The 23,303-nt window shown below is 63.3% G+C and carries 24 protein-coding genes; 13 read left to right on the top strand and 11 right to left on the bottom strand.

All coding sequences use genetic code 11. From position 1 onward, the window contains the following. Positions 1–5: 5 nt before the first annotated feature. From ftsY to SS05631_RS17145, 3 genes are all read left to right on the top strand, one after another. On the top strand, positions 6–1,676 hold the full coding sequence (gene ftsY / locus SS05631_RS17155) for a signal recognition particle-docking protein FtsY (RefSeq protein WP_037418082.1): 1,671 nt from the start codon (positions 6–8) through the stop codon (positions 1,674–1,676). Between the two features lie 158 nt (positions 1,677–1,834). Further along, positions 1,835–2,467, top strand: a complete 633-nt coding sequence (locus SS05631_RS17150) for a septation protein A (protein WP_037418204.1) — start codon at positions 1,835–1,837, stop codon at positions 2,465–2,467. After that, positions 2,464–3,057, top strand: a complete 594-nt coding sequence (locus SS05631_RS17145) for a DUF2585 domain-containing protein (protein ID WP_083853992.1) — start codon at positions 2,464–2,466, stop codon at positions 3,055–3,057. The genes SS05631_RS17150 and SS05631_RS17145 overlap by 4 nt, the downstream gene beginning before the upstream one ends. Before the next feature lie 258 nt (positions 3,058–3,315). On the opposite strand, the gene SS05631_RS17140 is transcribed toward SS05631_RS17145, so the two are convergent. The 5 genes from SS05631_RS17140 to ccmA are packed head-to-tail and all read right to left on the bottom strand — an operon-like array spanning position 3,316 to position 6,207. Beyond that, positions 3,316–3,927 (bottom strand): DsbE family thiol:disulfide interchange protein, encoded by a 612-nt coding sequence (locus SS05631_RS17140; RefSeq protein WP_037418080.1) that lies wholly within the window; start codon positions 3,925–3,927, stop codon positions 3,316–3,318. Then, positions 3,924–4,100 (bottom strand): heme exporter protein CcmD, encoded by a 177-nt coding sequence (ccmD, locus tag SS05631_RS17135; protein ID WP_083853990.1) that lies wholly within the window; start codon positions 4,098–4,100, stop codon positions 3,924–3,926. The genes SS05631_RS17140 and ccmD overlap by 4 nt, the downstream gene beginning before the upstream one ends. Next, positions 4,097–4,867: a heme ABC transporter permease gene (locus SS05631_RS17130; RefSeq protein ID WP_037418078.1), complete on the bottom strand. Its 771-nt coding sequence runs from the start codon at positions 4,865–4,867 to the stop codon at positions 4,097–4,099. The genes ccmD and SS05631_RS17130 overlap by 4 nt, the downstream gene beginning before the upstream one ends. Before the next feature lie 60 nt (positions 4,868–4,927). Further along, positions 4,928–5,587 carry a heme exporter protein CcmB gene (ccmB, locus tag SS05631_RS17125; protein WP_037418075.1) on the bottom strand — a complete coding sequence of 220 codons (660 nt, stop codon included), beginning with the start codon at positions 5,585–5,587 and terminating at the stop codon, positions 4,928–4,930. Beyond that, positions 5,584–6,207 carry a heme ABC exporter ATP-binding protein CcmA gene (ccmA, locus tag SS05631_RS17120; RefSeq protein WP_037418072.1) on the bottom strand — a complete coding sequence of 208 codons (624 nt, stop codon included), beginning with the start codon at positions 6,205–6,207 and terminating at the stop codon, positions 5,584–5,586. The genes ccmB and ccmA overlap by 4 nt, the downstream gene beginning before the upstream one ends. Positions 6,208–6,476: 269 nt before the next feature. On the opposite strand from ccmA, the gene acnA reads away from it, so the two are divergent. The 3 genes from acnA (at position 6,477) to SS05631_RS17105 (ending at position 11,008) form a co-directional block, all read left to right on the top strand. Further along, entirely contained in the window at positions 6,477–9,167 is a 2,691-nt protein-coding gene (gene acnA / locus SS05631_RS17115) for an aconitate hydratase AcnA (protein WP_037418069.1), read from the top strand. A 213-nt stretch (positions 9,168–9,380) separates the two neighbouring features. After that, the gene (locus SS05631_RS17110; RefSeq protein ID WP_083853988.1) at positions 9,381–10,154 is read left to right on the top strand and encodes a thioredoxin family protein; all 774 of its coding nucleotides are present in this window, start codon (positions 9,381–9,383) and stop codon (positions 10,152–10,154) included. A 449-nt stretch (positions 10,155–10,603) separates the two neighbouring features. Beyond that, positions 10,604–11,008 (top strand): DUF2794 domain-containing protein, encoded by a 405-nt coding sequence (locus tag SS05631_RS17105; RefSeq protein WP_037418194.1) that lies wholly within the window; start codon positions 10,604–10,606, stop codon positions 11,006–11,008. Positions 11,009–11,160: 152 nt separating this feature from the next. On the opposite strand, the gene SS05631_RS17100 is transcribed toward SS05631_RS17105, so the two are convergent. The 4 genes from SS05631_RS17100 to SS05631_RS17085 form a co-directional block, all read right to left on the bottom strand. Beyond that, positions 11,161–11,718 (bottom strand): GNAT family N-acetyltransferase, encoded by a 558-nt coding sequence (locus SS05631_RS17100; protein WP_037418066.1) that lies wholly within the window; start codon positions 11,716–11,718, stop codon positions 11,161–11,163. Positions 11,719–11,835: 117 nt separating this feature from the next. After that, positions 11,836–12,573, bottom strand: a complete 738-nt coding sequence (locus SS05631_RS17095; RefSeq protein ID WP_037390358.1) for a Bax inhibitor-1/YccA family protein — start codon at positions 12,571–12,573, stop codon at positions 11,836–11,838. Positions 12,574–12,784: 211 nt separating this feature from the next. Beyond that, positions 12,785–15,340: an ABC transporter permease gene (locus SS05631_RS17090; protein WP_037418063.1), complete on the bottom strand. Its 2,556-nt coding sequence runs from the start codon at positions 15,338–15,340 to the stop codon at positions 12,785–12,787. Then, positions 15,337–16,062 carry an ABC transporter ATP-binding protein gene (locus tag SS05631_RS17085; protein WP_037418060.1) on the bottom strand — a complete coding sequence of 242 codons (726 nt, stop codon included), beginning with the start codon at positions 16,060–16,062 and terminating at the stop codon, positions 15,337–15,339. The genes SS05631_RS17090 and SS05631_RS17085 overlap by 4 nt, the downstream gene beginning before the upstream one ends. 69 nt (positions 16,063–16,131) lie before the next feature. On the opposite strand from SS05631_RS17085, the gene SS05631_RS17080 reads away from it, so the two are divergent. Together SS05631_RS17080 and thpR are read left to right on the top strand one after the other, a co-directional pair. Beyond that, the gene (locus SS05631_RS17080) at positions 16,132–16,773 is read left to right on the top strand and encodes an arylesterase (protein WP_037418192.1); all 642 of its coding nucleotides are present in this window, start codon (positions 16,132–16,134) and stop codon (positions 16,771–16,773) included. A 112-nt stretch (positions 16,774–16,885) separates the two neighbouring features. Next, entirely contained in the window at positions 16,886–17,473 is a 588-nt protein-coding gene (gene thpR / locus SS05631_RS17075; RefSeq protein ID WP_037418056.1) for an RNA 2',3'-cyclic phosphodiesterase, read from the top strand. On the opposite strand, the gene SS05631_RS17070 is transcribed toward thpR, so the two are convergent. Continuing rightward, entirely contained in the window at positions 17,413–17,886 is a 474-nt protein-coding gene (locus tag SS05631_RS17070) for a low molecular weight protein-tyrosine-phosphatase (protein WP_037418190.1), read from the bottom strand. The genes thpR and SS05631_RS17070 overlap by 61 nt on opposite strands. Before the next feature lie 71 nt (positions 17,887–17,957). On the opposite strand from SS05631_RS17070, the gene SS05631_RS17065 reads away from it, so the two are divergent. The 4 genes from SS05631_RS17065 (at position 17,958) to rlmN (ending at position 21,094) form a co-directional block, all read left to right on the top strand. After that, positions 17,958–18,275: a 4a-hydroxytetrahydrobiopterin dehydratase gene (locus SS05631_RS17065; protein WP_037418053.1), complete on the top strand. Its 318-nt coding sequence runs from the start codon at positions 17,958–17,960 to the stop codon at positions 18,273–18,275. Between the two features lie 75 nt (positions 18,276–18,350). Further along, entirely contained in the window at positions 18,351–18,728 is a 378-nt protein-coding gene (locus SS05631_RS17060; RefSeq protein WP_037418049.1) for a YkvA family protein, read from the top strand. Positions 18,729–19,123: 395 nt separating this feature from the next. After that, positions 19,124–19,627 (top strand): invasion associated locus B family protein, encoded by a 504-nt coding sequence (locus SS05631_RS17055; RefSeq protein WP_037418046.1) that lies wholly within the window; start codon positions 19,124–19,126, stop codon positions 19,625–19,627. 231 nt (positions 19,628–19,858) lie between these two features. Further along, positions 19,859–21,094 (top strand): 23S rRNA (adenine(2503)-C(2))-methyltransferase RlmN, encoded by a 1,236-nt coding sequence (rlmN, locus tag SS05631_RS17050; RefSeq protein ID WP_037418044.1) that lies wholly within the window; start codon positions 19,859–19,861, stop codon positions 21,092–21,094. 25 nt (positions 21,095–21,119) lie between these two features. Here the strand turns inward: rlmN and SS05631_RS17045 are convergent, their stop codons facing one another. Then, the gene (locus tag SS05631_RS17045) at positions 21,120–21,770 is read right to left on the bottom strand and encodes a LysE family translocator (RefSeq protein ID WP_037418042.1); all 651 of its coding nucleotides are present in this window, start codon (positions 21,768–21,770) and stop codon (positions 21,120–21,122) included. Between the two features lie 166 nt (positions 21,771–21,936). On the opposite strand from SS05631_RS17045, the gene SS05631_RS17040 reads away from it, so the two are divergent. Further along, a complete protein-coding gene (locus tag SS05631_RS17040) occupies positions 21,937–23,154 on the top strand; it encodes an argininosuccinate synthase (RefSeq protein ID WP_037418040.1) in 1,218 nt (405 codons plus the stop codon). Positions 23,155–23,303: the final 149 nt, after the last annotated feature.

Raw genomic sequence — 23,303 nt, 5'->3', positions numbered from 1 at the left:
TTCCCATGGCGATTGGTTTCATCAAGAAGATCTTCTCCTTCGGCAAGGATACCGTCGAAGAGAAACCGCTGCCGCCGCAGGAGGCGCCGGTAGCGCCGGTTGCCGATGAGGCCGCTGGTACGCCCTCTGTCCCTGCGGCGAGCGCCGAGGATGATCGGACTGCCATCGAGGAGGCGAAGTCTGGTGCGGACGAGATTGCGCCATCTGCCGAACGTGCCCCCGAGGTTGAGACCGGTCATGAAGAGGCAAGGTCCGAGAAAGACGTCGTCATCGAAGGCGAGAGCGTGCCCCATCCAATCTCCCCCCTTGTGAGGGAGATGCCCGAGGGGGGAGAAGCACCTTCCGAAGACGCTCCGTTTGCCGGTGAAGCCGCGATACCCCCCTCTGTCCCTTCGGGACATCTCCCCCTCAAGGGGGGAGATCAGGGGGAGATCGAGGCAGCCGCCGACAACAGCCGAACCGTCGTCGAGGAGGCAGAGGCCGGTCGTGCAGGCGAAATTGCGCCGACAGCCGAGCCCGCCCCGGATGAGGTTGGTACCCGTAGCGAAGAAGTTGACGAAAGCGTTGCGATAGACGGCGAGGGCGCGCCCCATCCAATCTCCCCCCTTGTTGGGGAGATGCCCGGCAGGGCAGGGGGGGGTGCCCCTTCCGCAGACCAGGCCGCGCTTCGCGACGAAGCCGCCCCGAGCCTCCCCAAGGGCTTTGCCGCCGCCGACAAACGCCCCCAGGAAGCAGTGCCCGCCGCCCAGCCGAAGCTTTCCTGGTATCAGCGGCTGCGCCGCGGCCTCGCCCGCACGTCGTCGCAGCTCACCGGCCAGATCGCCAGCCTCTTCACAAAGCGCAAGCTCGACGAGGCGACGCTGCAGGAATTGGAAGATCTGTTGATCCAGGCGGACCTCGGCGTCGAGACGGCGATGCGGATCACCGACGCACTCTCCTCGGAGCGCTACGGCAAGGACGTGACCGGCGAGGACGTCTCGCGCATCATGGCCGGCGAGATCACCAAGGTGCTCGCCCCGGTCGCCAAGCCGCTAGAACTCGATCTCAGCCACAAGCCGCATGTGATCCTCGTCGTCGGCGTCAACGGCACCGGCAAGACGACGACGATCGGCAAGCTTGCCGCAAAACTTTCCGGCGCCGGGCTGAAGGTGATGCTCGCAGCCGGCGACACCTTCCGCGCCGCGGCGATCGAGCAGCTGAAGATCTGGGCGGAGCGGACGAAGTCCGACATCGTCGCCTCCAAGCTCGGCGCCGACGCCGCGGGCCTTGCCTATGAGGCCTACCAGCTCGCCCGCGAGAAGAAATCGGACGTGCTGATCATCGACACGGCCGGGCGGCTGCAGAACAAGGCCGAGCTGATGGCCGAGCTCGAAAAGATCGTCCGCGTCCTCGGCAAGCTCGATCCGGATGCGCCGCACACGGTGCTGCAGACGCTCGATGCGACGACCGGGCAGAATGCACTGCAGCAGGTGGAGATCTTCCGCAATGTCGCGGGCGTCAGCGGGCTGATCATGACCAAGCTCGACGGCACGGCGCGCGGCGGCATCCTGGTGGCGATCTCCGCCAAGCACAAGCTGCCGGTCTATTTCATCGGCGTCGGCGAGGGTGTCGACGATCTTGAACCCTTCGAGGCGAAGGATTTTGCCGAGGCGATCGCCGGCGTCGCCGCCGGCTGATCAAGAAACGCGAAGCTTGCGGTGGCAACGCCGGTTGATATGGTTTTGCCGCAATGCTGGTGTTATGAGCGGCCAGAGAGCGGGACGAGGAAAAGTGTGAAGCGGTTTTCCGCCCGCGTCCCGTTCCAGCAAGTGGTATGACAGAACAGGATCCGCACATGTCGACAATCGAGGCAGAGAAGCCCCGGACGGAGGTAAGCCCGCTCCTGAAGCTCGTACTGGAGCTCGGGCCGCTGATGGTGTTCTTCTTCGCCAATTCGCGCGGCGACTGGCTGGCTGGGCGCTTTCCGGTGCTCGCCGAACTCGGCGGTCCGATCTTCATCGCCACCGGCCTTTTCATGGCGGCGACGGCCGCGGCGCTCGCCGTCTCCTGGATCATGACGCGAACCCTGCCGATGATGCCGCTCGTCTCCGGCATCGTCGTCTTCGTCTTCGGGGCGCTGACGCTGTGGCTGCAGAACGATACCTTCATCAAGATGAAGCCGACCATCGTCAACACGCTGTTCGGCGCGATCCTGCTCGGTGGGCTCCTGTTCGGCAAGTCGCTACTCGGCTATGTATTCCATGCCGCCTTCAAGCTGGATGAGGACGGCTGGCGGAAGCTGACGATCCGCTGGGGCGTGTTCTTCCTGTTCCTCGCGGTGTTGAACGAGATCGTCTGGCGCTCCTTCTCGACCGATTTCTGGGTCGCCTTCAAGGTCTGGGGGACGATGCCGATTACCATTCTCTTCACCCTTGCCCAGATGCCGCTGATTATGAAGCACTCGCTGGAACAGGAGAGGGCCGAGTGACGATCGCCGCCGGTACGGACGACAACAGACAACGCAGCACCTGGATTTGGCTGATCGCCTGCCTCGGCGTCGTCGTCATCCAGATCCTGATGCAGCATCTGATGGGGCGGCTGTGGATCTGTGAATGCGGCTATGTGAAACTCTGGGAGGGCGTCGTCAATTCCAGCGGCAACTCGCAGCACATTTCCGACTGGTACACGCCGTCGCACATCATCCACGGCTTCCTGTTCTACGGCCTCGGCTTTCTGCTGCTGCGCGGAAAACCGCTGAGCGCCCGCCTGCTGCTCGCGACCGTCATCGAGTCGGCTTGGGAGATCGCCGAGAACACGCCGATGGTGATCAACCGCTACCGCTCGGCGACGATCTCGCTCGACTATTTCGGCGACAGCATCCTTAATTCCACTATGGACACGCTCGCCATGGCCGCAGGCTTCCTCATTGCCTCGCGGTTGCCGGTGGCGGTAACGGTCACGATCGCGATCATCCTCGAACTCTTTACCGGCTGGCTGATCCGCGACAACCTGACGCTCAACGTGCTGATGCTTGTCTGGCCGCTTGATGCGGTGAAGGCGTGGCAGGCGGGGCTGTAGACCCGTTAGGTCTTCCGGCCGGGTTTGCCCCTCATCCCGCTGCCGCGACCTTCTCCCCGCAGGCGGGGAGAAGGGACTTCGCGGAAACGCCGAGCGCCCTCTTCAACGCAAGGCGTTGAAACGGGGAAGCCGCGTTTCCGTTACCTTCCCACAGGCGGTTCGATGAGGATGAGTGGGCGCCACGAGTCCCTTCGCCCCGCGCGCGGGGAGAAGGTGGCCGGCAGGCCGGATGAGGGGCAACGCTAGCTAAAATGCCACCTACGATCCGGCAAGCGCCTTCTCGATCGCCGGCATCAATCCTTCCTTCAAAGTCCGCTCGTCGAACGGCCCGGCGCGCTTGTAGAGGATCGTGCCGTCGGCGGCGACGAGGAAGGATTCCGGGATGCCGTAGACGCCCCAGTCGATCGCCGCCTTGCCGTTCGGATCGATGCCGACCGCCGAGAAGGGGTTGCCGAGTTCGCCGAGGAACCGCAGCGCGTTGTCGTTGCGGTCCTTGTAGTTGATGCCGACGACGGTCAACCGGGGGTCCTTCGAAAGTTCGAGGATGACCGGATGTTCCTGGCGGCAGGGCACGCACCAAGAGGCCCAGACGTTGACGAGCGTCAGTCTGCCCTTGACGGCCGTATCGGTGAGCGCCGGCATCGGCTGGCCTGAGGGCGTCACGGCGCCTTGGAGCGGCGGCAGATCGAGCTTCGGCGCCTTGGTGCCGATGAGCGCCGAGGGAATTTCGCTGATGTCGCGGCCGGAATTCAACTGGCTCCAGAAGATCAGCGCCAGCGCCGCGAAGATCAGAAGCGGAAGCGCGGCTAGCAAATAGCGCAAGGGGCCGGGCCTGCGCTCGTCCGGCTGCGGCGCCTGCGTGCTCGTCATCGAGCTTCTCCGGCTGGAGCTTCCGCCGAACGGCGGCGGATGCCGGCGGCCTCGAGTGCCCTCAATTCTCGTTGCCGGGCACGGCCGTCGCCGACAACCCAGACGACGAGGCCCGCAACGACCGCGAAGGCGGCGGCATAGCTGGCAAAGACATAGGCTGCATGGCTCATCATGGCGCCAAGTTCTCCCGGCCGGCATTGCGGGCCGCCTGGCGCCGGAGCGACGTCACCCGGCGGCGCCAGATCTCGTTGCGCATTGCGGCGATGTGCAGCGTGAAGAACAGGAGCGTGAAGCCGACCGCCATGATTATGAGCGGCCACAGGAATTCCGGATCGATGGTGGGGCCGTTGAGGCGCATGACGCTTGCCGGCTGATGCAGCGTGTTCCACCATTCGACGGAGAATTTTATGATCGGGATATTGACGAAACCGACGAGCACCAGCACGGCCGAGACGCGGGCCGAACGGGCCGGATCGTCCATGGCCCGGTTCAGCGCCATCAGTCCGAGATACATAAGGAAGAGCAGGAAGACCGAGGTCAGCCGTGCATCCCAAACCCACCAGGTGCCCCACATCGGCTTGCCCCAGAGCGAGCCGGTGACGAGCGCCAGGAAGGTGAAGCAGGCGCCGATCGGTGCGGCCGCCTTGGCCGAGACATCCGCCAGCGGATGGCGCCAGACGAGCGTGCCGAGTGCGGATATCGCCATCAGCGTGTAGCACATCATCGACAGCCAGGCGGAAGGCACGTGCACATACATGATGCGCACCGTCTCGCCCTGCTGGTAATCGCCCTCGGTGGTGAAGGAGAGCCAGAGCCCGGCGGCGAAGGCGAGCACCGTGAGTGCGGCAAACCATGGCAGTACGCGATCGGCGAGCGCCAGGAACCGGGTCGGGTTGGCGAGATCGCTGAATTTGCGGATGGCCAGGCTGTTATCGCTCATGACGGCTGTTTAACGCGGAAGCACCTTCTCCGCAATTGACCCAGGTCAATCACGATTGCGTCAGTCGGCCGAATGCCGCAGCGCCGCGGCCGCCGCAACCGGTCCGATGACCGCGAAGAACAGGGTTATCGCCATCAATATCATGAAAGGCGGCAGGAAGGGGGCGGGATCTTCGACCGCGGCATAGACGGCGCTCACCCCGAAGATCAGCACGGGAATGGCGAGCGGCAGCACGAGGATCGAGACGAGCAGCCCGCCGCGCGGCAGGGCGACAGCGACGGCCGCGCCGACCGCCCCGATGAAGGTGATCGCCGGCGTCCCTGCAAGGAGGGTAAGCATTGTCGCGCCGATGGCGAACTCGTCCATGTTCATGAACAGGGCGAGAAAGGGCGAGGCGACGACCAGCGGGAGTCCGGTGGCGGCCCAATGGGCGGCGCATTTGACGAAAACCGTGAGGATGAGCGGCGTCTCGTGCATCAGCATGAGATCGAGCGAGCCGTCTTCGCGCTCCGCCTGGAAAAGCCGGTCCAGGCCGAGAAGCGAGGCGAGCAGCGCGCCAATCCAGAGGATCGCCGGGCCGATGCGGGAAAGCAGATTGAGATCCGGCCCGACGCCGAAGGGGATCACCGACACGACGGTCATGAAGAAGAGCACGCCGATCATCGCGCCGCCGCCGGCGCGCACCGAAAGCTTCAGGTCCCGGAAGAAAAGAGACATCAATGCGAAAACCCCGTCATCTGCAAGGTCTTCGACTGCCCGATCCCCAGCGCCTGGTGGGTGGCGGCGATGACGATGCCGCCACGCTCGAGATGGCTCGTGACCAGCCCGGCAAAGAGCCTGTCTGCGCCGGCATCGAGTGCGGCGGTCGGTTCGTCGAGAATCCAGATCGGTCGATAGGCGACGAGCAGCTTCGCCATCGCCATCCGCCGCTGCTGCCCGGCGGAAAGATAGCCGAAGGGCAGATGGGTAATGTCGGCGAGGCCGACGGCGGCTGCCGCCGCGGCAAGATCGAGGCCGGAGCCGCCCGGCGAATTGCCGAGAAAACGCTGCCAGAAGGAAAGATTTTCCTCGACCGTCAATTCCCGCTTCATCGCATTGCGGTGGCCGAGATAGTGGCTGAGCTCGTGCGGATGCTCGAAACCGGCAGGTCCGTCCTTGAGCGATATCCTCCCCGTTTCGGCACGAAGAAGACCCGCAAGAACGCGCAGCAGGGTCGACTTTCCAGAGCCGTTCGGCCCCGTCACCACGAGCGCCTCCGCGGCTGCAAGCGAAAAGGAAATATCGTTGAAAATCAAGTCTTCGCCTCGCCTCGCACTCAAACCCTCAACCAGCAGGCGCATCGATCTTAAGCTTTCCTTGACGCTCTTTTTCGCAGAGCAAAAAAAGTTCCGATTGGACCTTGGTTGGTCTGGCACGAATTGGAGAAATTATCTATAAGGCGGCCAACACGCCAGCGGTCGGCGTGAATTTCATCCAAGCGCCGAACATGGAATGACATTCCACGTACGGACAGCGGAAATGGCCGCACCCGCATCCCATTTCGCGCTTCACAGGCGCTCGGGCGTTCGTACGTCAGCTTTTGGCGATCAGACGGAACGGGGTATTTCCAGTGTCCAAATCCCTAGACAGCTTTAATTGTCGCTCCACGCTCACGGTCAACGGCGTGGATTATGTCTATTACAGCCTGCCGAAAGCGGAAGCGAACGGCCTCGCCGGTGTCTCCAAGCTTCCCTATTCGATGAAGGTGCTGCTGGAAAACCTGCTGCGCAACGAGGACGACCGCTCGGTCACCAAGAAGGACATTGAAAACGTCGCCGCATGGCTCAGCGACAAGGGCACTGCGGAAAACGAAATCGCCTACCGTCCGGCGCGCGTGCTGATGCAGGACTTCACCGGCGTCCCGGCCGTCGTCGACCTCGCGGCGATGCGCGACGCCATGGTGTCTCTCGGCGGCGACCCGGAGAAGATCAACCCGCTCGTTCCCGTCGACCTCGTCATCGACCACTCGGTCATCGTCGATGAATTCGGCACGCCGCAGGCCTTTGCCAAGAACGTCGAACTCGAATATCAGCGCAACGGCGAGCGCTACCGCTTCCTGAAATGGGGCCAGCAGGCGTTCAAGAACTTCCGCGTCGTGCCGCCCGGCACCGGCATCTGTCACCAGGTCAATCTGGAATATCTCGGCCAGACGGTCTGGACCCGCGAAGAGAACGGCGAAATCACCGCCTATCCGGATACCTGCGTCGGCACCGACAGCCACACCACGATGATCAACGGCCTCGGCGTGCTCGGCTGGGGCGTCGGCGGCATCGAAGCGGAAGCAGCGATGCTCGGTCAGCCGGTCTCGATGCTGCTGCCGGAAGTCATCGGCTTTAAACTCACCGGCAAGCTCAAGGAAGGCGTGACGGCAACCGACCTGGTGCTGACCGTCGTGCAGATGCTGCGCAAGAAGGGCGTCGTCTCGAAATTCGTCGAATTCTTCGGCCCGGGCCTCGACAACATGACGCTCGCCGACCGCGCCACCATCGGCAACATGGGTCCGGAATACGGCGCCACCTGCGGCTTCTTCCCGGTCGACGCCGAAACGATCAACTACCTGACGATGTCCGGTCGTGAAGAACAGCGCATCGCGCTGGTCGAAGCCTATTCCAAGGCTCAAGGGATGTGGCGCGAGGGCGACGGTTCGGACCTCGTCTTCACCGACACGCTGGAACTCGACCTCGGCGACGTCGTGCCGTCGATGGCCGGCCCGAAGCGCCCCGAGGGCCGCATCGCGCTTGAAAACATCGCCTCCGGCTTTGCCGTCGCGCTCGAAAACGACTACAAGAAGCCCGGTCAGCTTTCGAACCGCTATGCCGTCGAAGGCACGGATTTCGACATAGGCCATGGCGACGTCGCGATCGCGGCAATCACCTCCTGCACCAACACCTCGAACCCGTCGGTGCTGATCGCCGCAGGCCTGCTTGCCCGCAACGCGGTCGCCAAGGGCCTGAAGACCAAGCCTTGGGTGAAGACATCGCTGGCGCCCGGATCGCAGGTTGTCGGCGAATATCTGGCGAAGTCCGGCCTGCAGAAGGACCTCGATGCGCTGGGCTTCAATCTCGTCGGCTTCGGCTGCACCACCTGCATCGGCAACTCCGGCCCGCTGCCGGCGCCGATCTCGAAGACGATCAACGACAAGGGCCTGATTGCCGCCGGCGTTCTTTCCGGCAACCGCAACTTTGAAGGCCGCATCTCGCCGGACGTCCAGGCAAACTACCTCGCCTCGCCGCCGCTTGTGGTCGCCTACGCACTCGCCGGCACGGTCCAGAAGGACCTCACCAAGGAGCCGATCGGCGAAGACAAGGACGGCAAGCCGGTCTACCTGAAGGATATCTGGCCGACCTCGCAGGAAATCCAGGAGTTCATCTTCAAATACGTGACCCGCGAACTTTACGCGACCAAATACGCGGACGTCTTCAAGGGCGACGAAAACTGGCAGGCCGTCCAGGTTCCGGCCGGGCAGACCTATGCCTGGGACGAGGCCTCGACCTATGTGCAGAACCCGCCCTATTTCGTGGGCATGGGCAAGAGGGGCGCCGGTATTTCCGACATCAAGGGCGCCCGCGTCCTCGGCCTCTTCGGCGACAAGATCACCACCGACCACATTTCCCCGGCCGGTTCGATCAAGGCCGCCTCACCGGCAGGCTCCTACCTGCTCGGCCATGGCGTGACCGTTGCCGACTTCAACCAGTACGGCACGCGCCGCGGCAACCATGAAGTGATGATGCGCGGCACCTTCGCCAATATCCGTATCCGCAACCACATGCTCGGCCCGAACGGCAAGGAAGGTGGCTACACCATCCACTATCCGTCCAAGGAAGAGATGTCGATCTACGATGCGGCCATGCAGTACAAGGAAGAGGGCGTTCCGCTCGTCATCTTCGCCGGCGTCGAATACGGCAACGGCTCCTCGCGCGACTGGGCGGCCAAGGGCACCAACCTTCTCGGCGTCAAGGCCGTGATCGCCCAGTCCTTCGAACGCATCCACCGCTCGAATCTCGTCGGCATGGGCGTCATCCCCTTCGTCTTCGAAGAGGGCACGACCTGGGATTCGCTGGGCCTGAAGGGCGATGAGGTCGTCACGATCGACAACCTCGCCAATGTCCAGCCGCGCGAAAGGCGCGTCGCCAAGATCTCCTATGGCGACGGTTCCGTGAAGGAAGTGCCGCTCATCTGCCGTATCGACACGCTGGACGAGGTCACCTACGTCAATAATGGCGGCATCCTGCAGACGGTTCTGCGCGATCTCGCGGCCTGAACCGGCCGTCCGCATTCTGCTTCAACGATCTGGCCGGGGCATCAGCCGATGCCCCGGCTCTTTTTTTGCGCTAACTGCCGCCGCTTATGTCCGTCGACGTTTTCCCCAGCCTGCCCGCAGGTCACTCCAACGTGACTTTCTGTTGAAACCGGCCCGTCGTATGTAATGTACTCCCCTGATGGAAGCGCCCGCCCGACAAATACAAGTGACGCCATGACTTTCGCCTTGCTGCCAATGCTCCGCCGCCTGGCCCTGACCATGGGCCTGCTCGGTGCCATCAGCGGAACGGCGGCGGCCGACGACGGCAAGGCGTTCAAGGGTGTGGTCGAGCTTTTCACCAGCCAGGGCTGTTCGTCCTGTCCGCCCGCCGACGCCGCCTTGAAGGCGCTTATCGACGAGGGCGAGGTCGTGGCACTCGCCTATCACGTCGATTACTGGAACTATCTCGGCTGGGCCGACACGCTTGCCACCAAGGAAAACACCGAGCGGCAGTATGCCTATGCCCGCATGCTCGGCCGCAGTGGCGTCTACACGCCACAGGTGGTTCTGAACGGCCGCGATCACGTGAACGGCTCCGACCTCCAGGCGGTCAAGTCCCGTCTGGCGACGATGAGCGCCGGCGGCGGCGGGCTCGCCGTGGCGGTCGATGCCACGATCGGCGGCGAGGAAATCTCCATCAAGGTCGGCGCCGGTGAGGGCAAGGCGAATGTCGTCGTCGTCTATTTCGACCGGGCCCGGGAGGTCAAAGTCGAAAGAGGCGAGAACAAGGGCAAAGAAATCGCCTATTGGCACGCGGTCAAGGATATCCAGACCATCGGCATGTGGGACGGCAAGCCCGCCCAGTTCACGCTCCCCGCCTCGGTGCTGATCGAGGGGCGCGGCAATAGCGGCTGCGCCATCCTGCTGCAATCGATGAAGGATGCGGAAACGCCAGGCCCGATCATCGGCGCCGCAACCCTTCTCGCCGGCCCGCAAGGCAAGCTGTAGCGACGCGAAGGGCTCCGGTCAGGAGTTTGCCCCTTGTCTGCTCGTGGAGGGACGTAAGCGGGTGCGGCATCGTCCCTTCGCCCCGCTTGCGGGAAGAAGGTGGCGGCAGCCGGATGAGGGGCAGATGCGAGCGCACGCGCCGAATTCGAGGCGGAGGGATGGTTCGGCCCGGCAGCATCGAGGGGCTGGGGCTGAGGGTTCGAAGTTACCGGACCGAACCGGTCATGTCTGCGTTTGGAAACCTCCCGCAGCATGACAACCTGTCCGGACATACGGTGGCAACGACTCGTCCGGCAGCGGTCGGAGTTTTGCGGTGAATTGGGGCGGCGATTTGACTGAATTGCGGCAAGGGCAAGAATTGCCCGCCTTGCCAACAGCTTCCGGCTTGCTTTTCGTCTCTCGTCAGGCACACTGTCATGGTCCTGTCACATCAGAAGGCCGAATTGCCGATGACCGATCAATCGGATTTGCCGGAGGGCGAAGCGCGTCACCAGGGCCAGACCACATCGAATGTGGTCGTCGATTTTCACGAATACAAGCAAGCCAAAAACCCCCCACCAGTCACCTTCCACCGCCGTGAGCTGGACCTCGTTCTGAGACTCTACGGCCGCATGGTCGGTGAGGGCGAATGGCGCGACTACGCGATCGACCATTTGAAGGACCGTGCCGTGTTCTCGGTGTTCAAGCGCGCCGGGGAAGTCCCGCTCTACCGCATCGAGAAGAACCCCAAACTCGCCGCCAAACAGGGTGCCTACAGCGTGCTGAACGCTCAAGGCACGATCCTGAAGCGCGGCCACGAGCTGGCACAGGTCCTCAAAGTCTTCGACAAGGTGCTGAAGCTCGTCGAGACATAACGCAGCGTCTCCATTTGGAATTGCCCCTCATCCGCCTCCCGGCACCTTCTCCCCGCAAGCGGGGCGAAGGACTATGCCGCGCCGGCTCCAGTCCCTCTACCCGCGTACGGGGAGAGGGTTAGTCCTCGGGTTTAACCCGAGGAGAGGGGCAATCAGCTCCGGTAAAGCGTATCCGGATAGGCGCCCTCGGCGGGCAGGGTGTCCGTCCCCTCGCCGAGAGGAAGCTGCATGATCGCGGTATCCAGCCAGCGCCCATGCTTGAAGCCGGTTGCCTTCATCGTTCCCTGATGCTCGAAGCCGACGGCGCGATGAACGGCGATCGAGGAGGGGTGGGCGCCGCCGATCACCGCCACCATCTGGCGAAAACCGAGCGCGGTGCACCGCTTGACGAGCTCCTCGAGCAGCGCCCTGCCGATGCCTTGGCCGCGCGATTCCGGCGCCAGATAGATCGAATCCTCCACCAGGAACCGATAGGCGGTCCGGGTGCGGAAGGCCGACGCATAGGCGTAGCCGAGCACGCTGCCCTGCTCGTCCGCGGCGACGATATAGGGATAGCCGCTGCCGGTGATCGTCGAAAAGCGCAGCGCCATCTCCGCCTCGGAGGGCGGCGTCACCTCGTAGGTCGCGACACCGTTCAGGACCGACTCGCGGTAGATCTCGGTGATGGCGGGAAGATCGGCGGCGACGGCGTCGCGAAGCGTGAAGGTCATGGGAGATTTTTCGTTGTTGGGACTGCTGCAGCATTCGCATGAAGCGGCCGGACCGATCAAGATTCGGCGCAACAAAAAAGGCGGCCGAAGCCGCCTTCTTCGTCAATCCAGTCCCGACTACTCGTTCTTGTTGCCCAGGAACTGCAGCAGGAACATGAACAGGTTGATGAAGTCGAGGTAGAGCGTCAGCGCGCCCATGATAGCCTTGCGGCCGGCAACCGCGACGTCATCGGCCTCGAAGTACATTTCCTTGATCTTCTGCGTGTCGTAGGCGGTCAGGCCGGCGAAGACCAGAACACCGATCACGGAGATCGCGAAGCCGAGGGCCGACGAAGCAAGGAAGATGTTGACGATCGACGCGATGATCAGGCCGAACAGGCCCATGATCAGGAATGTGCCGAAGCCCGACAGATCCTTTTTCGTCGTGTAGCCGTAGAGCGACAGGGCGCCAAACGAGGCGGCCGTCACGAAGAACGTCTGCACGATGCTCTGCCCGGTGAAGACCAGGAAGATCGAGGACAACGAAAGGCCCATCAGCGCCGCGTAGATCCAGAACGTCGTCTGGGCGGCGGAAACGCTCATAGAGTTGATGCGGAAGCTCATGAAGAAGACCAGCGCAAGCGGTGCCAGCATCACGACCCACTTCAGCGGCGAGGCGTAGATGAGCTGGGCGAATGCCGGATTGGAGACGGCAAGCGCATAGGTCCCGTAAGCTGCCACGCCGGTGATCGCCAGCCCCAGGGCCATCAGGTTGTAGACCTTCAGCATGTAAGCGCGAAGGCCTTCATCGATCACGGCACCCGCCTGAGCGCCGGCGGGCGACATTCGGGTTTGGTAGTTTCTCAGATCAGCCATTGTTTCCTCTTTAAGCCCCGGTTGGAATTACGGTGTCGGGCGGCGGGTGTCTGTGCCAGCTCACGCCCAGGCGCCGCTGCGGGGCTCCAGCATGCCTGTGGATAAATATGATGGTGAAAGCCGCGCCGCACAAGACCCGGCCGGGCCTGAATCGAGCAAAGCCGGGCTTTTGGGCGATCAAACACGGGTGATTAACGGTTAATCGCCACCGCTACAGTTCGCGTAGGACCGGCGCGGCCTTCTGCCCGAGGATGCGCCAGGTCCCGGCAAGGCCGATGCCGACCGTCACGACGAGGGCAACGGCGATCGTAGCGAAGGCCACGTCCGGCAGGAAATTCGACGGCAGCGTCATGATGCGGCTGACGACGAACCAGGCCGCAACTCCGCCTGCCAGGAGCGCGAAGACGGCGGTGGCCACGCCGAGAATAAAATATTCGTAGCTGAAGGCGCGGATCAAGGTTCCCCGGGTGGCGCCGAGGGTCTTCAGCACCACCGCGTCGTGGATGCGTGCCCGGTTTCCGGCGGCAAGCGCGCCGGCGAGCACCAGCACGGATGCGATCAACGCCACGGCGGCCGCGGCGCGGATTGCCGTCGCAAGCTGCCCGAGCAGCGTGTTGACGATGTCGAGCGCGTCCTTGACGCGAACGCTGGTGATCGTGGGATAGGTGTTGGTGACGGATTTCAGCACCGCCGCTTCTTCCGCCGCCGTGGCATCCGGGTCGATGATCGTCGCCAGCCAGGCATGCGGCGCGCCGGCAAAGGTGTTGGGCGAGAAGACCATGACGAAATTGATCGACAGCGATTCCCACTCGACATTGCGGAAATTGGCGATCCGGGCGGTGACGTTGCGGCCGAGCACGTTGACCGTGACCGTGTCGCCGAGCTTCAGGCCAAGCTCGCCGGCCTCTTCGGCCGAGAAGGAGACGAGCGGCTCGCCGCTGTAATCCGCGGGCCACCATGCGCCCGCGGTGAGCGTCGAATTCTCCGGCTTGTTCTTCGCGTAGGTGATGCCGCGGTCGCCGCGCAAGACCCATTGTCCGCCGGGCGGCACGGTGCGGCTGTTCACGTCCTGGCCGTTGAGGGCGACGATGCGGCCGCGCAGCATCGGCACCTCGACGATCTTGCCCTTCGGCATCGCCCTGCCGAGCAGCGACCGGAAGCCGTCTATCTCATGACCCTGAATGTCGACGAAGAAGAAATTCGGCGCGCGCTCCGACATGCTGCCGGTCAGCTCGCGCCGCAGATTGCCGTCGATGAGCGCGAGCGTGACCAGAAGCGCGAGGCCCAGCCCGAGCGACAGGACCACCGACGGCGTCAGTGCGCCGGGCCGGTGTATATTGCCGATTGCCAGCCGCAGGGCCGGCGAGTGGACGCGCGGGCTGCGCCGCGCCAGCCAGCCGATGAGGAAGGCAACGGCCCGCAGGACGACGAAGGCAAAGGCGATCGCGCCGAGAAAGATCAGCGAGATGTAGCGGTCATAGGCGGTCCAGACGGCAAGGCCTGCGAGCGCCGCCAGGCAGACGAGCGCGCCCGCGAGATAGGGCCAGGCGGGAAAGCCGCTCGGCTCGAAACCCTGCTGGCGGAAGAGGGCGGTGGCCGGCACCCGGCGCGCCCGGCCGAGTGGCAGGACCGCAAAGGCAAGCGCCGTCAGCAAGCCGAAGAGCGCCGCAAGGCCAAGCGCCGAGGGATAGAGCTCGAAGGATGTCGACACCGGCAATACGTCGGCGAGGAACTGCGCCGCCACGAATGGGATCAGGGCACCGAGCGCGAGGCCGATGGCAATGCCGATCGAGGCGATCATCAGGATCTGTGCGAGGTAGACCGTCGCCACCAGCGAGGCCGGCGCGCCGAGGCATTTGAAGGTGGCGATGACGCCGCGCTTGCCGTCGAGATAGGAGCGCACCGCATTGCCGACCCCGACCCCGCCGACGATCAGCGCTGTCAGCCCGACGAGCGTCAGGAACTGCGAGAAGCGGGTGATGTTGGCGTTGAGCGACGGGGCGGCATTGCTGCTGGTGCGGATCGACCAGCCGGCTGTGGGAAAACGCGCCTGCGCTTCCGTCCGGATCGAGGCGACACGCGACGGATCGGCGAGCCTGATCTTGTAAGCGTGCTCGACGAGGCTGCCGGTCTGCACCAGGCCGGAAACAGCGAGCGCCTCGGCCGACACCATCAGCCGCGGCGCGAAGCCGAATCCGTCGGACAGTGCGTCCGGCTCGCGAATGATCGTGGCATTGACGCGGATCCGCGCATTGCCGAGAAGGATCTCGGCGCCCGGGGCGATGCCGAGCCGCTCGAGGAGCAGCGGCGCGGCAACCGCACCGTAGACATCGCCATCCTTCGCAAGGAGTTCGGCAAGCGGCCCTGCCGGCTCGCTTTCAAGCGCGCCATAGAGCGGATAGGCGCCGTCGACGGCCTTCAACTCCACGAGCGCCTGGTTCGACCCGTCCGGAAGGCGCGCCATCGAGCGCAAGCCGGCGGATGCCGAAACGTCGCCGAAGCCCTCGAGAAAGGCGCGCTCCTCGGGCGTCGCGAGGCGGTTGTTGAGCTCGAAGCGGATATCGCCGGCAAGGATCTCCTGGCCCCGCGAGGCGATCGTCGCGCTGATCGACTGCGACAGCGAATTGACCCCGGCGATCGCCGCCGTGCCGAGCGCGATGCAGGCAAGAAAGATATAGAAGCCCTTGAGACCGCCGCGCATCTCCCGGAGCGCCAGACGAAGGGCGAGGAACGGGCGAAGGCGGCGGATGACCGTGGCTGCGCTCATGCGGATGCGGCCTCCGGACGGGCCGGTTCGGCGAGCGGCGCGGCCTCGGCCCCGGAGACGATCTCGCCCGAACGGACCCGCACCTGCCGGGAGCAGCGCCCGGCGAGGGCCGCGTCATGGGTGACGAGAATGAGGGTCATGCCGCGCTCGCGCTGCTCGGCAAAGAGCAGGTCGGCGATCTGCCGGCCCGTCTCGGCATCGAGATTGCCGGTCGGCTCGTCGGCGATCAGCAGTTTCGGCGACGGCGCCAGCGCCCTGGCGATCGCCACGCGCTGCTGCTCGCCGCCGGAAAGCTGTCCCGGATAATGCGTCAGCCGTTCGCCGAGCCCGACGGCGACTAGCTCTCGGCGGGCGATGCCGAAGGCGTCGCGGACATTGGCGAGTTCCAGTGGCACCGCGACGTTTTCGAGCGCCGTCATATTGGGGATCAGATGAAAGGACTGGAAAACGATGCCGATATTGCGGCCGCGGAAATCGGCGATCTCGTCCTCGCTCATCCGGTGCAGGGCCGTGCCGTCAATGACGATCTCGCCGCGATCGAGGCGCTCGAGGCCGGCCATGACCATCAGGAGTGTCGATTTTCCCGAGCCGGACGGCCCGACGATGCCGACGGATTCGCCGGCATTGATGGTCAGGCTCATGCCCTTCAGCACGTGCACCGAGGCTGCCGCCTCGCCGAGGGTCAGGTCCGCATTTTTCAGTTCGATGATGGTTTTTGCCACGCGGAACGACCCTATATGAAAGAAGAATGGATTGACGAAAAGATTGCCCGCCGATTTAGGAACGGAAGCATGCGATTGAAAGATTTTCTCCCGTTTTTCTTGAGCGTTGCAATGACAATCGCGTTATCGGCGGCAGCCCGGGCCGAAAGCCTCAGCCTCGTCGGCTTCGGCGACAGCCTGATGGCCGGCTACCAGCTTCCGCCGGAGGATGCTTTCCCCGCCCGGCTTGAAAAGGCGCTCAAGGACAAGGGCTTCGATGTCACGATCGCGAATGCGGGCGTCTCCGGCGACACGACTTCGGGCGGTCTCGCCCGCATAGATTGGTCGGTGCCTGACGGAACGAAGGGCGTGATCCTCGAACTCGGCGCCAATGACGCGCTGCGCGGCGTCTCGCCCGAGGAAACCCGCAAAAACCTCGAGGCTATGATTGACCGGCTCCAGGAGCGCGGCATTGCGGTGCTGCTCGTCGGCATGATGGCGCCGCCGAACATGGGTGGCGACTACGGCGCGCGCTTCAATTTGATTTATTCCGACCTCGCTAGGGAACACAAACTCGCCTTCTACCCTTTCTTCCTCGACGGAGTCGTAACCAAAGCAGGACTGCAACTCGACGACGGCATGCATCCGAACAGCGATGGCATCGCCGTAATGGTGGAGCGTTTTCTTCCAACGGCCGAGCAATTCGTCAGATCACTGCACAAAGGAGAATAACGAACATCCACAATTAAGCAGATGTTAATTTCTCAACTCGCCAAATAACAGTTGCGTGCAGAGTCGATGCGTGATTCGCTAAGACATCTGCAAGAGATTCGGGGAGCTCGCCATGCCGAGACTATTCACCGCCCTCGAAATTCCGCACAATGCAGCAATGAGTCTTTCGTTGCTGCGCGGAGGTCTTCCCGGAGCTCGATGGATCGATGTGGAGAATTACCACATCACCCTGCGTTTCATCGGCGATGTCGATTGGCGCACCGCCAATGAAATCATCGACGGCCTCGACCGCATCGAACGGCCGGAATTTCAGTTGCAATTGACCGGCATCGGTGCCTTTGGCTCGAAGAAGCCGCACTCGGTCTGGGCCGGCGTCAGCAACAATCCGGACATGTATGCGCTGCAGGCGGAAATCGAACGCATCTGCCAGCGTCTCGGCCTGCCGCCGGACCCGCGCAAGTTCACGCCGCACGTGACGCTGGCGCGACTACGCGCTTCACGTGTCGACGACGTCGTCGAGTATCTGTCAGGGCGCGGCAATTTCATGACCGCGCCCTTTATCGTTCCGCGCTTCGTCCTCCTATCCTCGCGCGACTCGGTCGGCGGCGGGCCCTATCTGACGGAAGAGGTGTTCCCGCTTCACGAAGGGCGCTTGAGCTTCGCAAGCAGCGAGGAGCAGCCGGCCTCCAGCATCTGGTAGAGCGCCTCGAAGGCATCCGCCGTTTCGTAATAGGGATCCGGAACGTCGTCGTTCCGGCCCGCGGCAACGTTCATGAACAGATGCACCTTGTGGAATGTCTCGGGCGAGGCGAGCCTCCGCAGCTCGGCGACATTGCGGCGGTCCATGCCGAGGATCAGGTCGAAGGCGGCAAGATCGGCCGCGTCGATCTGCCTGCCGCGCAGACCGGAAATGTCGATGCCGTGGGCTCTGGCGACTGCGATCGAGCGGCGGTCGGGAGGATGGCCGATATGCCAGGCACCCATGCCGGCTGAATCGACCGAGACCACATCGCCATAGCCGTTTCGGCGCGTAAGCTGACGCATGATGCCCTCTGCCAAAGGCGATCGGCAGATATTGCCGAGACAAACGAAGAGAATTCTGACGGGTTTCATGGTATCCATGGAGCATTCGACCGCACGTCCACGCGGCATGGTTAGCCTGAAAAGGGCAGGGAGAAAACCGCATGAGGCCCGAAAAGCTCGATGCCGAGACTATCGCCGAGCATCTCCACAGGATGGAAGGCTGGGTTCTCGCCGAGGACGGAGCCTCGATCTGGAAGGCGTTTCGCTTCCGCAATTTCGCCGAAGCCTTCAGCTTCATGACGCAATGCGCTCTCGCGGCGGAGAAGCTCAACCACCACCCGGAATGGTTCAATGTCTACAACAAGGTCGATGTCACGCTTTCGACGCATGATGCCAGCGGCCTGACGGAGCTCGACTTCAAGGTGGCGGCGAAGATGGACCAGGCGGCTGCCGGGCGGATGCCGGATCATCTGAAGTAAGGCCATCTAAATACGGCCATTTGAAATGGCGCCTGCCATGCCCATATCTGGCTGGTGACAAGCGGAACGGACGCGATGGACGACGTGAAGATTGGTGAAATTCTCCTTCCAGGCGAGGAATCCGAACAGGAGCGCCGCGAGCGCAAGGTGCGCCGCCGCTTCTGGCCGACCTTCCGCCGGGCGGTTCGCCAGATTCCCTTCAGCCGCGATCTCGTCGCCGCCTATTATTGCGCGGTGGACCCGCAGACGCCGACGCGCACCCGAGGGATACTGCTCGCGGCACTGGCCTATTTCGTCCTGCCGCTCGATTTCGTGCCCGACGTGCTCGCCGCCGTCGGCTTCTCCGACGACGTCGCCGTATTGACTGCCGCCTTTGCGGCGATCAGCGGCCAAATCAAGGAGACACATTATCACAAGGCCGACGAGACGTTCGGCGAGCGGCTCGACGACTAGCGGCGCCACCCCGTTGCCGAGGTCGCCGCATTGCCGCCCGCGACGACAAACTCTTGCCCGATTCTTTGTGACATAGATTCCGTAAACGTGACGGCTGTGGGCGTGAGGCAGCAGAACGGCGCGTCCGACGAGATTTGAGACAGGAAGATCACCGGCCACGGCCCGCCAGTACCGATGTCCGACCGGACCGGCAAATCCGCACAGGGACGAACCGCACGCCCGCAATGGCCCAAGGCTGCGGGCGCACTGTTCCTGTGGGGCAAAACGGGACGATTGCGGCGATCGTTGACGGTTTGGTAACCTGAATTAAGTCAAAATAAATTCAAATCGTGACTATGCGTTGCCCGTGTAAGCCTGGTTCGGGCAACCGCAAGCTAGGAAATCGGCAGGAACTCATGTTTGCAAGAAAGATCGCAACTGCAATCGTACTCGTAATGGCGGCAGCCGGCGTGGCTTCCGCGCAATCGCCGACGCGAATCCAGCAGTTCAACGCCTGGGGCGCGTACTCCTATCAGTCGGGCGGCGGCAAGGTCTGCTATGTCCTGTCGGTTCCAAAGGAAAAGAGCCCTGCCGGCGTCGACCACGGAGACATCTTCTTCCTCGTCTCGCAGCGCCCGGGGCAGAACATCAGCTACGAGCCGCAGGTGATGATGGGCTATCAGCTACAGGACAATTCGAAGGTCAACGTGGTCATCGACGGACGCACCTTCATCATGTTCACCAAGGGCAACTCTGCCTGGGTCGAGAATGCCGCGGAAGAGCCGGCGCTGGTCGCGGCGATGAAATCGGGCAAGGACATGTCGGTCAACGCCAAGTCGCGCAAGGGCACGGCAACCTCCTACTCCTATTCGCTCTCCGGCATCTCCGCCGCCTTGAAGCAGATCGAGGCCTGCAAGTAGGCCGGACCCTGCGTTCCCGACTCAGAGGCCGGCTGCTCAGCCGGCCTTTTTGCTTTCGGCTGAAGCGCTCATGGTGACTCGCCGCAAAAAGAATGCTAAAGCGCCCGCAATCCAGAGCCCTGCGCCCCGTGTGAGCGCGCCCGAAGGCTCGCCATACTTCAGTTCGAGCATCGGAAGATGATCCGGAGACGCATATCCGGACAGCCCCCGCTCCATGACAGGACCACGAGCATGCCAGCCACCGAGATCTTGAACAGGCCGGATATCGTTAAGGCGCCGCAGGTGCGCGTCGCGCCGCAAACGGAAAAGCCGTCGCTGATCGGCCTCTTGCGCGAGGACATGGCCAAGCTCTTGGTCGAGAAAGGCGTGCCGGAGCGGCAGGTGAAGATGCGCGTCAGCCAGCTGTGGCATTGGCTCTATGTGCGCGGCGTCTCGGACTTCGACCAGATGTCGAATGTCTCCAAGGACATGCGCGAAATGCTCAAGCAGCATTTCACCGTTGCCCGGCCCGAAATCGTCGAAGAGCAGGTTTCGGGCGACGGCACGCGCAAATGGCTGTTGCGCTTTCCGCCGCGCGGCGCCGGACGGCCGGTGGAAATCGAGACCGTCTATATTCCCGAGGAAGGCCGCGGCACGCTCTGCATTTCGAGCCAAGTCGGCTGTACGCTCACCTGTTCCTTCTGCCACACCGGCACGCAGAAGCTGGTGCGTAATCTGACGGCCGAGGAAATCCTCTCGCAGCTTCTGCTCGCCCGCGACAGGCTCGGCGACTTTCCGGAGCGCGACACGCCGCAGGGCGCGATCGTGCCGGCCGAGGGCCGCAAGATCACCAATATCGTGATGATGGGCATGGGCGAGCCGCTCTATAATTTCGAGAACGTCAAGACGGCACTGCTGATCGCCTCGGACGGCGACGGCCTGTCGCTCTCGAAGCGGCGCATCACGCTGTCGACCTCCGGAATCGTTCCGGAAATCTATCGCACCGGCGAGGAGATCGGCGTCATGCTGGCAATCTCGCTGCACGCCGTCAAAGACGAACTGCGCGACATGCTCGTGCCGATCAACAAGAAATATCCGCTGAAGGAGCTGATGGAGGCCTGCCGCGCCTATCCGGGCCTTTCCAATGCGCGCCGCATCACCTTCGAATATGTAATGCTGAAGGACGTCAACGACAGCCTGGAGGACGCCAAGGAACTGGTGAAGCTCCTGAAGGGCATCCCGGCGAAGATCAATCTGATCCCCTTCAATCCCTGGCCGGGCACCAACTACCAGTGTTCGGACTGGGAGCAGATCGAAGCCTTCGCCGACCTCATCAACCAGGCCGGCTACGCCTCGCCGATCCGCACCCCGCGCGGCCGCGACATCCTCGCCGCCTGCGGCCAGCTCAAGTCGGAATCGGAGCGCATGCGCAAGGTCGACCGACTCGCCTTCGAGGCGATGATGATCGCCAACCACGGCGAGGATTGAGGGGCAAGAGCCCTCGGGATGGACGTCACCGCGCCTGCGTCAGAAAAATCTTCACGGCAAACACCGAAAACACCCCGGCAAAGCTGTAGTCGAGCGCTCGCATCGCCCGCCTGTTGCGCTGCAGCCAGGCCGCCAGCCAGTCGGCGGCTAGCACCACCAGCGCGTTGACCGGCATGCCGATGGCGATGAAGAAGAAACCGAGGAACAGGAGCTTGCCGGTCACCGCCGGGTCGTCGGCGCTGACGAATTGCGGCAGGAAGGTCATGAAGAAGATCACGACCTTGGGGTTCAGGATGTTGACGGAGAAGCCGGTCGAAATGTTCGAAAGCGCCGTACCCTTCGCCTCCGCCACCTCCGTCGCCTTCGTTACCGACAGGCTGGAGCCGTAGCGGATCGCCTGGATCGCGAGCCACAGGAGGTAGGCGGCACCGCCGGTCTTCAACACCAGGAAGGCGGTCGGCGAGGCGGTGATCAGCGCCGAGATGCCGAAGGCGACGAGCAGCGTGTGGACGACGATGCCGAGCCCGGTGCCGACCACGACGAAGAGCGCGGCCTTCTTGCCCTGCGCCAGTGCCCGGCTGATCGACAGCGTCATGTCGGGTCCGGGCGTTGCCGCCAGCAGCAGGCTCGCGCCGGCAAAGGTAAGGAGGGTCGGCAGGCTTGGCAGGAAGTCCATGGCTATTCCTCAGGCGCAGGTCTTTGCTGATACCGAAGCTTACATCCTTTCGCCAGCAGATTCGTCCGAATGCCGCTTGTTCCGCTTGTATCGCTTCGAGTTCTGGCTAAAGTGCCGCAGATTTTGCACGGCGGCATTCCGCCCTCGAATAGCACGGACAGACATCATGGCATCGCACAAAGACGTGAAGAAGGTCGTACTCGCCTATTCCGGCGGTCTCGACACCTCGATCATCCTCAAATGGCTGCAGACCGAACTCGGCGCCGACGTGGTGACCTTCACCGCCGATCTCGGCCAAGGTGAGGAGCTTGAGCCGGCGCGCAAGAAGGCGGAGATGCTCGGCATCAAGGAGATCTATATCGAGGACGTGCGCGAGGAGTTCGTGCGTGACTTCGTCTTTCCAATGTTCCGCGCCAATGCGGTCTACGAAGGCGTCTATCTGCTCGGCACCTCGATCGCCCGGCCGCTGATCTCCAAGCACCTGATCGACATCGCCAGGAAGACCGGTGCCGACGCCATCGCCCATGGCGCGACCGGCAAGGGCAACGACCAGGTCCGCTTCGAGCTATCGGCCTATGCGCTGAATCCCGATATCAAGATCATCGCTCCCTGGCGCGACTGGTCGTTCAAGAGCCGCACCGAGCTGCTCGAATTCGCCGAAAAGCACCAGATCCCGGTCGCCAAGGACAAGAAGGGCGAGGCGCCCTTCTCCGTCGACGCCAACCTGCTGCATTCCTCATCGGAAGGCAAGGTGCTGGAAGACCCGGCTCAGGAAGCGCCGGAATATGTGCACATGCGCACGATCTCGCCGGAGGCTGCTCCGGACCAGGCGACCATCATCAAGATCGGCTTCGAGCGCGGCGACGCCGTTTCGATCGACGGCGTGCGCCTGTCGCCGGCGACGCTGCTTGCCAAGCTCAACGACTACGGCCGCGACAACGGAATCGGCCGTCTCGACCTCGTCGAGAACCGTTTCGTCGGCATGAAGTCGCGCGGGGTCTATGAGACCCCCGGCGGCACGATCCTGCTCGCCGCCCACCGGGCGATCGAGAGCATCACCCTGGACCGTGGCGCAGCGCATCTGAAGGACGAGCTGATGCCGCGCTATGCCGAGCTCATCTATTACGGCTTCTGGTTCTCGCCGGAGCGCGAGATGCTCCAGGCGGCCATCGACAAGAGCCAGGAGCATGTCGAAGGCGAAGTGACGCTGAAGCTCTACAAAGGCAATGTCATGGTCACCGGCCGCGAGAGCGCGAAGTCGCTCTATTCCGACAAGCTGGTCACCTTCGAGGACGACCAGGGCGCCTACGACCAGAAGGACGCTGCCGGCTTCATCAAACTGAACGCCCTGCGCCTGCGCACGCTCGCTGCCCGCAACCGCTGAGGCCGGAATTCCTCGAGACAGAGCTGCGGCGGAGCAATCCGCCGCGGTTTTTTCGTGCCGGGCGGTTTGAAGGCAAAGCCGGTTTCAAGGGGAGCATCTACGGCCGGCTCCCTTCCGCCTGCCCCTCATCTGCCTGCCGGCATCTTCTC

The sequence above is a fragment of the Sinorhizobium sp. CCBAU 05631 genome, from assembly GCF_002288505.1.
Lineage (GTDB): Bacteria > Pseudomonadota > Alphaproteobacteria > Rhizobiales > Rhizobiaceae > Sinorhizobium > Sinorhizobium fredii_C.
This window is presented reverse-complemented; position numbering and strand designations above follow the sequence as displayed.

Excerpts from the sequence above, each read along its gene's own strand:
- ftsY (WP_037418082.1), top strand. The coding sequence starts at position 6 with ATGGCGATTGGTTTCATCAAGAAGATCTTCTCCTTCGGCAAGGATACC.
- SS05631_RS17150 (WP_037418204.1), top strand. The coding sequence starts at position 1,835 with ATGTCGACAATCGAGGCAGAGAAGCCCCGGACGGAGGTAAGCCCGCTC.
- SS05631_RS17140 (WP_037418080.1), bottom strand. The coding sequence starts at position 3,927 with ATGACGAGCACGCAGGCGCCGCAGCCGGACGAGCGCAGGCCCGGCCCC.
- ccmD (WP_083853990.1), bottom strand. The coding sequence starts at position 4,100 with ATGATGAGCCATGCAGCCTATGTCTTTGCCAGCTATGCCGCCGCCTTC.
- SS05631_RS17130 (WP_037418078.1), bottom strand. The coding sequence starts at position 4,867 with ATGAGCGATAACAGCCTGGCCATCCGCAAATTCAGCGATCTCGCCAAC.
- ccmA (WP_037418072.1), bottom strand. The coding sequence starts at position 6,207 with ATGCGCCTGCTGGTTGAGGGTTTGAGTGCGAGGCGAGGCGAAGACTTG.
- SS05631_RS17110 (WP_083853988.1), top strand. The coding sequence starts at position 9,381 with ATGACTTTCGCCTTGCTGCCAATGCTCCGCCGCCTGGCCCTGACCATG.
- SS05631_RS17105 (WP_037418194.1), top strand. The coding sequence starts at position 10,604 with ATGACCGATCAATCGGATTTGCCGGAGGGCGAAGCGCGTCACCAGGGC.
- SS05631_RS17100 (WP_037418066.1), bottom strand. The coding sequence starts at position 11,718 with ATGACCTTCACGCTTCGCGACGCCGTCGCCGCCGATCTTCCCGCCATC.
- SS05631_RS17095 (WP_037390358.1), bottom strand. The coding sequence starts at position 12,573 with ATGGCTGATCTGAGAAACTACCAAACCCGAATGTCGCCCGCCGGCGCT.
- SS05631_RS17090 (WP_037418063.1), bottom strand. The coding sequence starts at position 15,340 with ATGAGCGCAGCCACGGTCATCCGCCGCCTTCGCCCGTTCCTCGCCCTT.
- SS05631_RS17080 (WP_037418192.1), top strand. The coding sequence starts at position 16,132 with ATGCGATTGAAAGATTTTCTCCCGTTTTTCTTGAGCGTTGCAATGACA.
- thpR (WP_037418056.1), top strand. The coding sequence starts at position 16,886 with ATGCCGAGACTATTCACCGCCCTCGAAATTCCGCACAATGCAGCAATG.
- SS05631_RS17070 (WP_037418190.1), bottom strand. The coding sequence starts at position 17,886 with ATGAAACCCGTCAGAATTCTCTTCGTTTGTCTCGGCAATATCTGCCGA.
- SS05631_RS17065 (WP_037418053.1), top strand. The coding sequence starts at position 17,958 with ATGAGGCCCGAAAAGCTCGATGCCGAGACTATCGCCGAGCATCTCCAC.
- SS05631_RS17060 (WP_037418049.1), top strand. The coding sequence starts at position 18,351 with ATGGACGACGTGAAGATTGGTGAAATTCTCCTTCCAGGCGAGGAATCC.
- SS05631_RS17055 (WP_037418046.1), top strand. The coding sequence starts at position 19,124 with ATGTTTGCAAGAAAGATCGCAACTGCAATCGTACTCGTAATGGCGGCA.
- rlmN (WP_037418044.1), top strand. The coding sequence starts at position 19,859 with ATGCCAGCCACCGAGATCTTGAACAGGCCGGATATCGTTAAGGCGCCG.
- SS05631_RS17045 (WP_037418042.1), bottom strand. The coding sequence starts at position 21,770 with ATGGACTTCCTGCCAAGCCTGCCGACCCTCCTTACCTTTGCCGGCGCG.
- SS05631_RS17040 (WP_037418040.1), top strand. The coding sequence starts at position 21,937 with ATGGCATCGCACAAAGACGTGAAGAAGGTCGTACTCGCCTATTCCGGC.